The sequence below is a fragment of the Achromobacter spanius genome, assembly GCF_039673305.1.
Classification (GTDB): domain Bacteria; phylum Pseudomonadota; class Gammaproteobacteria; order Burkholderiales; family Burkholderiaceae_B; genus Achromobacter; species Achromobacter spanius_F.
The window spans coordinates 1-12,503 of the sequence record NZ_JBDJLJ010000035.1 but is presented as its reverse complement, the minus strand read 5'-3'; the positions used below and the strand labels follow the sequence as shown (position 1 = coordinate 12,503).

General features: G+C 68.3%; 15 protein-coding genes. 13 read left to right on the top strand and 2 right to left on the bottom strand.

The window, feature by feature from the left end; all coding sequences use genetic code 11:
- Positions 1–71 precede the first annotated feature (71 nt).
- The 3 genes from ABE485_RS21875 to ABE485_RS21865 all read left to right on the top strand — a co-directional run bounded on the left by ABE485_RS21875 (position 72) and on the right by ABE485_RS21865 (position 2,742).
- The gene (locus ABE485_RS21875) at positions 72–506 is read left to right on the top strand and encodes an NfeD family protein (protein WP_346517363.1); all 435 of its coding nucleotides are present in this window, start codon (positions 72–74) and stop codon (positions 504–506) included.
- A 96-nt stretch (positions 507–602) separates the two neighbouring features.
- Positions 603–1,529, top strand: a complete 927-nt coding sequence (locus ABE485_RS21870; RefSeq protein WP_025138819.1) for an SPFH domain-containing protein — start codon at positions 603–605, stop codon at positions 1,527–1,529.
- Between the two features lie 25 nt (positions 1,530–1,554).
- Positions 1,555–2,742, top strand: coding sequence for a GGDEF domain-containing protein (locus ABE485_RS21865; RefSeq protein ID WP_346517362.1), 1,188 nt, complete (start codon positions 1,555–1,557; stop codon positions 2,740–2,742).
- A 16-nt stretch (positions 2,743–2,758) separates the two neighbouring features.
- Here the strand turns inward: ABE485_RS21865 and smpB are convergent, their stop codons facing one another.
- The gene (gene smpB / locus ABE485_RS21860; RefSeq protein ID WP_346517361.1) at positions 2,759–3,424 is read right to left on the bottom strand and encodes an SsrA-binding protein SmpB; all 666 of its coding nucleotides are present in this window, start codon (positions 3,422–3,424) and stop codon (positions 2,759–2,761) included.
- Between smpB and ABE485_RS21855 the strand changes: the two genes are divergently transcribed.
- The 7 genes from ABE485_RS21855 (at position 3,333) to ABE485_RS21825 (ending at position 8,844) form a co-directional block, all read left to right on the top strand.
- Positions 3,333–3,767, top strand: a complete 435-nt coding sequence (locus ABE485_RS21855) for a type II toxin-antitoxin system RatA family toxin (protein WP_008167748.1) — start codon at positions 3,333–3,335, stop codon at positions 3,765–3,767. The two genes, smpB and ABE485_RS21855, sit on opposite strands and share 92 nt — an antisense overlap.
- Positions 3,757–4,104 (top strand): RnfH family protein, encoded by a 348-nt coding sequence (locus ABE485_RS21850; protein ID WP_346517360.1) that lies wholly within the window; start codon positions 3,757–3,759, stop codon positions 4,102–4,104. Before ABE485_RS21855 ends, ABE485_RS21850 begins: the two co-directional genes overlap by 11 nt.
- Positions 4,105–4,332: 228 nt before the next feature.
- Complete coding sequence (locus ABE485_RS21845; RefSeq protein ID WP_346517359.1) at positions 4,333–5,487, top strand: acyl-CoA dehydrogenase family protein; 1,155 nt, start codon at positions 4,333–4,335, stop codon at positions 5,485–5,487.
- Entirely contained in the window at positions 5,484–6,659 is a 1,176-nt protein-coding gene (locus ABE485_RS21840; protein ID WP_346517358.1) for an enoyl-CoA hydratase/isomerase family protein, read from the top strand. Before ABE485_RS21845 ends, ABE485_RS21840 begins: the two co-directional genes overlap by 4 nt.
- An 89-nt stretch (positions 6,660–6,748) precedes the next feature.
- Positions 6,749–7,639: a 3-hydroxyisobutyrate dehydrogenase gene (mmsB, locus tag ABE485_RS21835; protein WP_346517357.1), complete on the top strand. Its 891-nt coding sequence runs from the start codon at positions 6,749–6,751 to the stop codon at positions 7,637–7,639.
- Position 7,640: 1 nt separating this feature from the next.
- Positions 7,641–8,078 carry a PaaI family thioesterase gene (locus ABE485_RS21830; protein WP_346517356.1) on the top strand — a complete coding sequence of 146 codons (438 nt, stop codon included), beginning with the start codon at positions 7,641–7,643 and terminating at the stop codon, positions 8,076–8,078.
- Positions 8,079–8,154: 76 nt separating this feature from the next.
- A complete protein-coding gene (locus tag ABE485_RS21825) occupies positions 8,155–8,844 on the top strand; it encodes a VIT1/CCC1 transporter family protein (protein WP_346517355.1) in 690 nt (229 codons plus the stop codon).
- Positions 8,845–8,889: 45 nt separating this feature from the next.
- Here the strand turns inward: ABE485_RS21825 and ABE485_RS21820 are convergent, their stop codons facing one another.
- Positions 8,890–9,888 (bottom strand): YgfZ/GcvT domain-containing protein, encoded by a 999-nt coding sequence (locus tag ABE485_RS21820; RefSeq protein ID WP_346517354.1) that lies wholly within the window; start codon positions 9,886–9,888, stop codon positions 8,890–8,892.
- Between the two features lie 153 nt (positions 9,889–10,041).
- On the opposite strand from ABE485_RS21820, the gene mltG reads away from it, so the two are divergent.
- The 3 genes from mltG to holB all read left to right on the top strand — a co-directional run.
- Positions 10,042–11,160: an endolytic transglycosylase MltG gene (gene mltG / locus ABE485_RS21815; protein ID WP_346517353.1), complete on the top strand. Its 1,119-nt coding sequence runs from the start codon at positions 10,042–10,044 to the stop codon at positions 11,158–11,160.
- Complete coding sequence (tmk, locus tag ABE485_RS21810; RefSeq protein WP_346517352.1) at positions 11,157–11,780, top strand: dTMP kinase; 624 nt, start codon at positions 11,157–11,159, stop codon at positions 11,778–11,780. The genes mltG and tmk overlap by 4 nt, the downstream gene beginning before the upstream one ends.
- On the top strand, positions 11,777–12,503 hold a 727-nt coding region (holB, locus tag ABE485_RS21805), incomplete at its 3' end, for a DNA polymerase III subunit delta' (protein WP_346517351.1). The genes tmk and holB, both read left to right, overlap by 4 nt.

Genomic DNA, 12,503 nt, shown 5'->3' with positions numbered 1-12,503 from the left:
CGTCTCCCGTTCCGTCCCGGAAATACGTACAATCCGCTCAGAGACTCATCCTTACAGGCGATAAGAAGACTATGTGGATCTGGCTGGGATTGGCCGCGCTTGCCCTCATCGGGGAGCTGGCGACGGGAACCTTCTACTTGCTGCTGGTCGCCCTGGGGTTGGCGGCGGGCGGCATTGCGGCCTGGTTCAGCGCGGGCCTGCAATGGGAACTGGTGGCTTGCGGCGTGGTGCTGCTGCTGGGCCTGCTGGTCCTGCGCAAGACCCGCGTCCTGAAAAAGCGCGAAGTCAATTCCGCCCGCAACGCCGACGTCAACCTGGACATCGGCCAGACCGTCATGGTCGAGGCCTGGTCCGACAACGGCGCCGCGCGCGTGTGGTACCGCGGCGCCCACTGGCAGGCCGAACTGGCCAAGGGGTGCGCCCCGCAGGCCGGCGAACACGTCATTACCGAATTGCGCGGTTCGATCCTGGTGCTGGCCCCCAAGGGCGCGCCCGGCTCGGCATAGCAGTACCGCCCCGCGCTGCGGCGCGGGCAGCCGTTGGACCCCTGGCCGGCATTGCAGGGAACGCCAGCGCATCCATCCGAAAAGAGGCTTCAAATCATGATCGATACTTCCACTATCGTCCTGCTCGTCATCGTTGCGCTGGCGATCCTGATCGTCATCAGGGCGATCGCCATCGTTCCCCAGCAGCATGCCTGGGTGGTCGAGCGGCTGGGCAAGTTCGACCGCGTCCTGTCGCCGGGCGCCGGCTTCGTCATCCCGTTCATTGAGCGCGTCTCGTACAAGCACTCGCTCAAGGAAATCCCGCTGGACGTGCCCAGCCAGGTCTGCATCACGCGCGACAACACGCAACTGCAGGTCGACGGCGTGCTGTACTTCCAGGTCACGGACCCGATGCGCGCCTCGTACGGGTCGTCGAACTATATTTCGGCGATCACCCAGCTGGCCCAGACGACCCTGCGTTCGGTCATCGGCAAGATGGAACTGGACCGCACCTTCGAAGAGCGCGATTCCATCAATAGCAACATCGTTTCGTCGTTGGACGAGGCGGCGCTGAACTGGGGCGTGAAGGTGCTGCGCTACGAGATCAAGGACCTGACGCCGCCGAACGAGATCCTGCGTTCGATGCAGGCGCAGATCACCGCGGAACGCGAGAAGCGCGCGCTGATCGCCGCGTCCGAAGGCCGCCGCCAGGAGCAGATCAACATCGCCACCGGCGAGCGCGAAGCCGCGATTGCGCGATCCGAGGGCGAGAAGCAGGCGCAGATCAACCAGGCGCAGGGCGAGGCCGCGGCGGTGCTGGCGATCGCCGAAGCCACCGCCAAGGCCATCACCCAGGTGGCCGACGCGGTGCGCCAGCCTGGCGGCATGGAGGCCGTGAACCTCAAGGTGGCCGAGCGCTACGTCGAGGCGTTCGGCAACGTGGCCAAGGAAGGCAACACGCTGATCCTGCCGGCCAATCTGGCGGACGTGGGCGGCATGATCGCCTCCGCCATGACCATTGTGAAGTCCACGCGCAACACCTGATACCGCGCCCCCAGGCGCCCGGCCCATGATCGCTCCCGTTAATTTGCTTCTGATAGCAGCGCTGGCGGGGGTGCTATCCCTGTGCGTCCTGGGGTCCCTGGCGCGCAGCGGCATGGCCGGCATTCGCGAGACCATCCGCGCCAACCTGCTCACGCTGTTGGCGTTTTCCACATTTGCCCTGCAGAACACCAAGGCGCCGCTGTGGCTGTCGGTGCTGGTGCCCAACACGGCCATCGCCCTGGCCCTGTGCGCCTATTACGCGGGCGTGCGCAGGCTGCTCGGGCTTTCGGTGCCCAGGCACCTGATGACGCTGGGCTGCGTGGCGGCGCTGGCGGTGGTGGCGGGCTACACCTACGTGAACTGGCAGGTCGAACCGCGCATCGTGGCGATGTCGCTGCTGCAGATGGGTTTCATGCTGGGCGTGGCCGTCATCGTCCAGCGCAACATGCCGGCGCACCGGTCGCGCTACAGCTACCGCTTCGTGTGGGCGGTGACCGTGATTTCCGCCCTGGTCTGCGCGGCGCGGGCGGGCGTCTATCTGTACGGGCTGGATTCGGTCTCGGCGTTCCTGGACCCCACGATCTGGAGCGTCGCCTTCCTGACGCTGGGCGTGCTGATCATGCCGTGCCTGACCCTGGGCACCATCATGATCATCCACGACCGCATGCTGGCCGACCGCGAGCAAGAGGCCAACACCGATTTCCTGACCGGCCTGATGTCGCGCAAGGCCTGGTGGCTGCAGGCCGAGCGCTATTGCGCGCAGGCCCTGCGCATGCGCCGCCCGCTGACCTTGCTGCTGCTGGATATCGACCATTTCAAGCGCATCAACGACACGCATGGCCATGCGGCCGGCGACGCCGTGCTGCGCCATTTCGGCCTGCTGGCAACGGCCACGCTGCGCACGGGCGACCACGTGGGCAGGGTGGGTGGCGAGGAATTCGGCGTGCTGTTCGCCGACATGCGCAGCGACGCGGTGCTGGAAGTGGCGGAGCGGCTGCTGGACTCGGTGCGGCGCACGCCTTGCGCGCACGGCGGCAGCACGATCTCGTATACGTTTAGCGCGGGGGTCGAGGACTGGATCCCCGGAGAGAACCTGCAGGTGTTCTTCGAGCGGGCCGACCGCAAGCTCTACGCGGCCAAGGCGGCGGGACGCAATCGCATCGCGGGTCCGGGACAGGAAGCGGAACGCCCGTTGCTGCCCGTGGCCGCCTGAGCCTGCCGTTCTGGGGTCAGTCGTCCTTGCTCTTGCGCGGGGCGCGCGTGTCGTGCTTCATGATGCGTTCCTTTTCGCGCGCCCAGTCCTTTTCGCGCGCGGTGTCGCGCTTGTCGAACAGCTTTTTGCCGCGGCCCAGCGCAAAGTCGAGCTTGATGCGCCCGTTCTTGTAGTGCAGGTTGAGCGGCACCAGCGTGTAGCCGCGCTGTTCGACCTTGCCGATGAGCTTGCTGATTTCCTCGGCCTTGAGCAGCAGCTTGCGGGTGCGCATGGCGTCGGGATGGATGTGCGTGGATGCCGTGGGCAGGGGGCTCACGTGCATGCCAAGCAGGTACAGTTCGCCATCGCGCACGATGACGTAGCTTTCCTTGAGCTGCACGCGGCCGTCGCGGATCGCCTTGACTTCCCAGCCTTGCAGGACAAGGCCAGCCTCGTAGCGGTCTTCGATGAAATAGTCGTGCGTGGCCTTGCGGTTGTCGATGATGCTCATAAAGCCTTCTTGCTTGGGATCCTGCGGATTTTGCTTGGTTTTAGGTCCAGGACGCGCTGAGCCGGTAAAATCTTGCCATTCTAGCCATTTGCGATAGTCGATGCACAAAGTACAACGATCCGTCCTGGTGCCGTACAGCGCCGCCCAGATGTTCGACCTGGTCGCCGACGTGGAGAAGTACCCCGAGTTCATGCCGTGGTGCGGCGGCGCCGAGGTCCAGACCCGCGACGAGCACGGCATGCAGGCATCCATCCTGATCAGTTTCGCGGGCATGAAGCAGCGCTTCACGACGCGCAACAAGCATGTCTATCCCGACCGGATCGACCTGGAACTGGTGGATGGCCCGTTCTCCAGCCTGGTGGGGCATTGGGTGTTCCAGCCCCTGGCCGAGGACGCCTGCAAGGTGCTGTTCACCATGGAGTACGCGTTTTCGAACCGCGCGCTAGAGATGGTGGTGGGGCCCGTGTTCAACCGTATCGCCACCAGCTTCATCGATTCCTTCACCAAGCGCGCGCAGGCCAAGTATGGCGAATGAGCCGTCCGCGGCGGGGCAGGTCTGCGTGACCGTCTGCTACGCCTTGCCCGGGCACGCGTGGCAGCGAGAGGTGCGCCTGCCTGAAGGCGCGATCGTGGAAGACGCGCTGGCGGCCAGCGGATTTGCGCAGGCCTTTCCGGTCGTCAAGCCGTGGGAGCGGGGCGTGGGCATCTTCGGCCGCGCCACCGAACCGCATGCGCGCCTGGCCGACGGCGACCGCGTCGAGGTCTACCGGGGCCTCACGTTCGATCCCAAGGAATCGCGCCGCCGCCGCGCCGAGCACCGGCGCGCCAAGACTGCCAGGAACGGCCGGGTGCGGCCCGCAGGGCTGCTGTAGGCCGGGGCCGGCCTGATCTGGCCTGACTTGACCCGACCTGGCCGGGCCGCGCCTGTCCGACGGCCCACATTGTCACCATTGAGACAAAGCGCGCCGTCGCTTCCGGCGTAACATAAAGCCGGGTTTCCGTTTACGTTTACGTCAACGTCATGTCAAAATCGGCGGGCCGACGTTCACGAGACGGCAGCAACGCCAGCAGACAATACTCAATACAACAGGAGACAGGCTGTGGACTTGGAACTGACCGACGAGCAGCGCGCGTTCGCGCAGGCCGCGCGCGACTATGCCGAGGGCGAACTGGCCCCCAACGCCGCGCGCTGGGACGCCGAGGGCATCTTTCCCCGCGAGGCCTTTGCCCGCGCCGGCGAAATGGGCTTTTGCGCCATCTATGCCAGCGAGGACATCGGCGGCCTGGGCCTGCCTCGTCTGGACGCCACCCTGGTGTTCGAGGAAATGGCGGCCGTCGACCCGTCCACCACGGCGTTCCTGACGATCCACAACATGGCCACCTGGATGGTCGGCAAATGGGGCCAGCCGGCGCTGCGCGAAGCCTGGGGCCCCTTGCTCGCCAGCGGCGAGAAGCTCGCCTCCTACTGCCTGACCGAGCCGGGCGCCGGCTCCGACGCGGCCTCGTTGTCCACGCGCGCGCAGCGCCAGGGCGACGACTACATCGTCAACGGCGCCAAGGCCTTCATTTCGGGCGGCGGCGACACGGACCTGCTGGTGGTGATGGCGCGCACGGGGGGCGAAGGCGCGGGCGGCATCAGCGCGTTCGCCATTCCCGCCGACAGCGAGGGCGTCGGCTACGGCCGCAAGGAAGAAAAGATGGGCTGGAACAGCCAGTCCACGCGCCCCATCACGTTCGAGAACGTCCGCGTGCCGGCCGCGAACATGCTGGGCCAGGAAGGCGAAGGCTTCAAGATCGCCATGAAGGGCCTGGATGGCGGACGCATCAACATCGGCACCTGCTCGGTGGGCGCGGCGCAGGGCGCGCTGGACGCCGCCCGCCGCTACATGGATGAGCGCCGCCAGTTCAACCGCCGGCTGGCCGAGTTCCAGGCCCTGCAGTTCAAGCTGGCCGACATGGCGACCCACGTGGTGGCCGCGCGCCAGATGGTGCGCCTGGCGGCGTGCAAGCTGGACGCCGGGGCGCCGGACGCGGCGACCTACTGCGCGATGGCCAAGCGCTTTGCGACCGACATGGGCTTCCAGGTGTGCCTGGACGCGCAGCAGATCCATGGCGGCTACGGATACCTGAAGGACTATCCCTTGGAGCGTCTGGTGCGCGATACTCGCGTTCATCAGATTCTGGAGGGCACCAACGAGATCATGCGCGTGATCATTGCCCGCCAATTGTTGGAAAAAGGAGCCGACATAAGATGAATGCACCGGTGTTGTTCGAAGAAAGATCCGCCGCCAATGGAATGCGTTTCGGAATCGCGACGCTGAATGCGCCGCAGACGCTGAACGGCCTGTCGCTGGAAATGGTGGAGCTGCTGGCCGATCGCCTGGACGCCTGGGCGCGCGATCCCGGCGTGGCGCTGGTGGTGCTGCAGGGCGCGGGCGAAAAGGCGTTCTGCGCCGGCGGCGACCTGCACGGGCTGTACCGCAGCATGGCCGAGAACGCGGGCAAGCCCGGCTGGCACAACGACTATGCGCGGCGCTTCTTCGAGCACGAGTACCGGCTGGATTACCGCATCCATACCTACCCCAAGCCCGTGCTGTGCTGGGGCAACGGCATCGTCATGGGCGGGGGCATCGGCCTGATGATGGGCGCGAGCCACCGCGTCGTCAGCGAGACCTCGCGCCTGGCCATGCCGGAAGTGACGATCGGCCTGTTCCCGGACGTGGGCGGAAGCTGGCTGCTCAATCGCATGCCGGGCCGCAGCGGCGTGTTCCTGGCGCTGACGGGCGCCCAGCTAAACACGTCCGACGCCTTCTTCGCGGGCCTGGCGGACTTCCGCCTGGACCAGGCGGACTGGCCGGCGCTGCTGGCGTCGCTGCAGGAGCAGCCCTGGGCGGGGCAGGCGTCGGGCGGCGCCGAAGACGCGATCCCGCCGCGCTCCATCAATGACGGCCTGCTGCGCCGGGCGCTGACCGCGCTCGAGCCGCGTACCCCGCTGGAACCGGGTCCGCTGCGCCAGCATTCGTTCCTGATCAACAACCTGTGCAACGGGAACCGGCTGGACGACATTTACGAAGAACTGGCGCTGCTGAAAGACCACGAGGATCCCTGGCTGTCGCGTGCGGCCAAGACGATGCTGGCGGGCTCGCCGGGGTCGGTGCGCCTGGCTTTCGCGCTGCAGCTGCGCACGCGCCTGCGTTCGCTGGACGACGTGTTCCGCGTCGAATACATCGCGGCGCTGGCCTGCACGTCGCACGGCGATTTCGCCGAGGGCATCCGTGCGCTGCTGGTCGACAAGGACAAGACTCCGCGCTGGAATCCGGCCGTCATTGACATGGCGACCGACGCCTGGGTGCAGAAGTTCTTTGAAGAGCCTTGGCCCGAGGACGAGCCGCATCCGCTGGCCGACCTGGGCCGGGAAGGGCGCTGAGACGCCGGCCGGTCCCCGGGGCCGGCCACCCTTCGCGCAGATCACGATGAATCCATACCTACAGCAATAGCAACAGGAGACAAGACATCATGAGCAGCATCGCGTTTATCGGTTTGGGCAACATGGGCGCGCCCATGGCATTGAATCTGGTCAAGGCCGGCCACAGCCTGAAGGTGTTCGACCTGGTGCCGGCGGCCGTCAAGCTGCTGACCGACGCCGGCGCCACGGCGGCGGCGTCCGCGTCCGATGCCGTCCAGGGGGCCGAGGTCGTGATCTCGATGCTGCCCGCCAGCAAGCACGTCGAAGGGCTGTACCTGGGTGAAGACCTGCTGGGCAAGATCGCGTCCAGCGCGCTGGTGATCGAATGCAGCACCATCGCGCCGGATTCGGCGCGCAAGGTGGCGCAGGCCGCCGAGGTGCGCGGCATCGCCATGATCGACGCGCCGGTCTCGGGCGGCACCGGCGGCGCGGCCGCGGGCACGCTGACGTTCATCGTCGGCGGCGCGCAGGCGTCGCTGGAGCGCGCCCGTCCCGTGCTGGAAAAAATGGGCAAGAACATCTTTCACGCGGGGCCGGCGGGCGCCGGCCAGGTGGCCAAGATCTGCAACAACATGCTGCTCGGCATCCTGATGGCCGGCACGTCGGAAGCGCTGGCGCTGGGCGTGGCCAACGGCCTGGACCCCAAGGTGCTGTCCGACATCATCGCCAAGAGCTCGGGCCGCAACTGGGCCACCGAACTCTACAACCCGTGGCCCGGCGTGATGGATCACGCGCCGGCCTCCAAGGGGTACGCGGGCGGTTTCGGCGTGGACCTGATGCTCAAGGACCTGGGCCTGGCGGCCGAGTCGGCGCTGTCGGCGCGGGCTTCGATTCCGCTGGGCGAACTGGCGCGCAACCTGTATTCGCTGCACAGCGCGGGCGGTTCCGGCAAGCTGGATTTCTCCAGCATCGTCAACCTGGTCAAGCGCGAGCAGGACTGACGTGGCGGCCGACCAGACCTCCGTGGATCCCGCCGGGCGGGTCCGGGCCAGTTTCGGCCAGCAGAGCATCATGGCGTTGCTGGGCGCCCAGTTGGACGTGGTCGAGCCGGGCAGGGTGGATATCGTCCTGCCTTATCGGGCCGACCTGTGCCAGCAGAACGGCTTTCTGCATGCGGGCATTTCCACCACCATCGCCGACAGCGCGGGGGGCTACGCCGCCTTCACGCTGTTTGGCGCGGGCGAGGACGTGCTGACGTCGGAGTTCAAGATGAACTTCCTGGCGCCGGCCAAGGGCGACCGTTTCGTGGCCAGCGGGCGCGTGGTCAAGCCCGGCAAGCGCCTTTCGGTCTGTCAGGTGGAAATGCATGCGTACGATGGCGAGCAAGCGACGCTATGCGTGATAGGCTTGCTCACCGCGGTGCGCGTGACGCCGCGATGAATGGTGCGCGTGGGGCGTCCGGCCAACCGGCCTGGCGCGCCGCGCGCCTGTCGCGTGTCGCAGGGATGTACCGGCAATGCCAGCAAAAGAACATCATCGGATTTTTCGCAGCAACTGGCTGCGCGCCGCGGTGCTGGGCGCAAACGACGGCATCGTGTCCACGGCCAGCCTCATCACCGGGGTGGCGGCCGCCCAGGCCTCGCATGAAGCCATCCTGACCTCCGGCGTGGCCGGGCTGGTCGCGGGGGCGCTGTCGATGGCGGCGGGGGAATACGTGTCGGTGCGCACCCAGGCCGACACCGAAGCCGCCGACCTGCGCCTGGAGCAGCGCTCCCTCAAGCGCAATTCCGGCGAGGAACTGGCCGAACTGGTGGATATCTACGTGGCCCGCGGGCTGACGCGAGACCTCGCGGAGCAGGTGGCGCGCCAGTTGACCAGCCATGATGCGCTTGACGCCCATGCGCGCGACGAGCTCGGCATCTCCCTTCATAACCGCGCGCGGCCGGTGCAGGCGGCCGTGGCGTCGGCCGCATCGTTTGCGGCGGGCGCCGCGGTGCCGCTGGCCGTGGCGGCCGCCTCGCCGGGGCCGCACCTGATTGGTTGGGTCATCGGCGCGTCGGTGCTGTGCCTGGCGTCGCTGGGCGCCATGGCCGCCAAGGCCGGGGGCGCGCCCAGGCTGCCGGCCGCGCTGCGCGTGACCGTGCTGGGCGCGGCGGCGATGGCCGTGACGGCGGGCGTGGGCGCGCTGTTCGGCGTGGCTGTCTAGGGCCCGAGACAGGCTGCTTTCGGGGCCGACAGGCCCCGAGCCCGATCAGGGATTGATCGAATAGGGCAGCGGGGCGGCGGCGATGCGCGGGCCGTCCACGGCGCTCAGGCGCAGATCGCCTTCCGGCAGCGCGGCCAGGGTGGTTTCGAACAGCACGGACACCACGCCGCCGTCGTTGGCCGCCTGCACCACGCGGCCGATGGCCTCGCCGGGCTGCGCCGCGTCGAACACGTCCACGCCGGCCAGCGCCGCGCCCTGCAGGCTGGCGTCGGCGACGGTGCCGAATGCCATGCGCCGCTTGACGGTGCCGCGGTAGTGGCTGCGCGCCACGACTTCCTGGCCGGGATAACAGCCCTTGGTGAAGCTGACGCCCTGGATCAGGTCCAGGTTGACGGTCTGCGGGATGAATACGTCCTGGGTGGCGGCGCCGATCCACGGAATGCCCGCGGCCAGGTCGGCCGCCTGCCAGTGTTGCGCGGGGGCCAGTCCCAGCGCCTGGACCAGCGCGGCGGATTGCTCGAGCTGCGCGTCGGACGCGATCCACCACCAGCGCATCCGCGCATCCGCGGACGGGGCCGCGATCCAGGTGCCGGACGGCAGGTCGGCGCGCTGCCACGTGGCGCGTGGCAGGGGGCCCGCCGCGGCTTCCAGCGCGGCTGCCTGTTCCGGGGTAGCCTGGACGCCCGCCACGTGCAGCGGCGCGGCGGCCAGCTTGACCTTGGCGCGCAGCACGAACATCGACAGGCGCTTGACCAGCGCCTGGGACAGGTCCTGGCGGACCATGCCGTAGAAGCGGGGGGCATCGTCGGTGTCGGCGGCGCCGCGCCACATCACCAGCGTGGCCAGCAGGCGGCCCTTGGCGGTGCAGTAGCCGGCGAGGCGGGCGGCGTCGGGGGGCAGGCCCGTGACGTCCTGCGTGAGCTGGCCGTGCAGGAAGGTCAGGGCGTCGGCGCCGGCGGCCGTGAAGACCGTCAGGTCATCCAGGGGCGCGCATTGCGCGCAACCTTCGGCGCGAACGGGAATCGAAGCATAAAAGGCGTGCATGGCGGCGGACTTATCGCGTCATCAAAGTGCTGATGATAGCCGTGTTCTCGCGTCGCCCCGGCCATGTCCCCGATGCGCAAAGGGGTGCGCCGTGCGATCCGGCCCCTGTTGCGGCCCGGGAAGGCTCCGCGATCCATTAAACTTCCGACACTTATGAAGAAGCGACTCCGAAATCTCGTCCTGTGGTTCTTCCTGCTCATCGTGCTGGCCGCCGCCGCGGCGGTGGGCGGCGCCTGGAGCTGGATGCATCGTCCCATTGCCCTTTCGGCCGACAGGGTCGACTTTGTGGTGGACCCCGGCAGCAGTCCGCGCACCGTTGCGCGCGCGCTCAACGCGGCGGGGGTTCCCATCTGGGAGCCCGGTTTTGTCTGGATGGCGCGCCTGTCCGAACGCGACAAGCTGATGAAGGCGGGCGGCTACCAGGCCATCAATGGCGATACACCCTGGCTGCTGCTCGAGCGCCTGGCGCGCGGGGACATGACGCAGCGCCAGATCACCTTCCTGGAAGGCTGGACCTACCGCCAGATCCGTCAGGCCCTGCGCGAGAATCCCGACGTCAAGCAGACGCTGGGCGACACCAGTGACGAAGCCCTGATGGAGCGCCTGGGCTCTGAAGTGAAGCATCCCGAAGGCATGTTCTTTCCGGACACGTATGTCTTCACGCCCGGCAGCACCGATTACGATCTGCTGCGCCGCGCCTATCAGGAAGGCCAGCGCATCCTGGCCGATACCTGGGACAAGCGCCAGTCGGACGTGGCCGTGGCCACCCCCTACGAAGCGCTGGTGCTGGCCTCCATCATCGAAAAGGAAACCGGCCATGGCCCGGACCGCCGGCGCGTGTCCGGCGTGTTCACCAACCGGCTGAAGATCGGCATGCTGCTGCAGACCGATCCCACCGTGATCTACGGTATGGGCGACGCCTACCAGGGCCGGATCCGCAAGCGCGACCTCCAGACCGACACGCCCTGGAACACCTACACGCGTCCGGGCCTGCCGCCCACGCCGATCGCGGCGCCCGGCCGGGCGGCGCTGCTGGCGGCGGTGCAGCCCGAGCAGCACAAATTCCTCTTTTTCGTGTCGCGGGGCAACGGGACCAGCGAGTTCTCGGTGAACCTGTCCGAACACAACCGCAACGTTTCCCGCTATATCCTCGGACAGGGCCAGCGCACCGCGCCCGCCGCAGCACCTGCGCCAGCCGCCGCACCCGCGCCGGCCGGCCCCCCGGCCGACGCCGCCCCTGAATCCGAACCAGAACAAGGACAAGATCAATGACCTCTCGCGGACGCTTCATCACGCTGGAGGGCGTGGACGGCGCGGGCAAGAGCACGCATACCGACTGGATCGCCGACTTCCTGCGCGCGCAGGGACTTGAGGTGGTGTCCACGCGCGAACCCGGCGGCACGCCGCTGGGCGAAAAGCTGCGGGCGCTGGTGCTCAACGACGCCATGGGGCTGGACACCGAGACCCTGCTGATGTTTGCCGCCCGCTGCGAGCACGCGCGGCAGGTAATCGAGCCGGCGCTCGAGCGCGGCGCCTGGGTGGTCTGCGACCGCTACACGGACGCCACCTACGCCTACCAGGGCGGCGGGCGCGGCCTGGGGGCCGAGCGCGTGGCGGTGCTGGAAGACTGGATGCGCGCCGGCCGGCCCGACCGCACCTGGCTGTTCGACGTGCCCTTGGAAGTGGCCCGCACGCGGCTGGCCGACGCCCGCGAACCCGACCGCTTCGAGCGCGAGGGCGCGGCGTTCTTCGAGCGCACCCGCCAGGCCTATCACGCCCGCGCCAAGGCCGACCCGGACCGCATCCATATCGTCGATTCCACCCGATCCATCGCCCAGATCCGCACTGAACTCGAAGCCGGGCTGCGCGAACTGCTGGCCCGCCACGCATGAGCGCGCCCCAGTTCCTTCCCTGGCAGATGGACACGGCCCGCGCCTGGCTGGGCAACCGCGACCGGTTCGCGCACGCCTGGCTGGTGCACGGGCTGGCAGGCATCGGCAAACTGGACTTCGCGGTCGCCGCGGCGGCCAGCCTGTTGTGCGAAACGCCCGAAAACGGCCTGGCTTGCGGGCATTGCGCGGCGTGCGCCTGGTTCGCCAGCGGCAACCATCCCGACCTGCGCCGCATCCGCCCCGAGGCGGTGGCCGTGGAAGAGGGCGCCGATGCGGCCGAGCAGGCGGAAGATGCGGAGCCCGCCACCGGCGCCGCCAAGCGCGCGCCGTCCAAGGAAATCCGCATCGACCAGATCCGCTCGCTGGAGTCCTGGTTCAATACCGCCACCCACCGCGGCGGCTGGCGCGTGGCGTTGCTGTATCCGGCCCATGCATTGAATGTGGTGTCGTCCAACGCCCTGCTGAAGGTGCTGGAGGAGCCGCCGCCCCATACCGTGTTCCTGCTGGTGGCGGACGCGCCCGACCGCCTGCTGCCCACGCTGGTGTCGCGCTGCCGGCGCCTGCCGCTGCCCGCGCCGGATGCGGACACGGCCCTGCAATGGCTGCGCGACCAGAACGTGGAGCCGGCGCGGGAATGGCTGGCCGCCGCGGGCGGCGCGCCGTTGGCCGCGCTGCGCCTGGCCCAGGCGGGTGAAACCGCCTGTCCGCCCTGGCTGGCGCAGC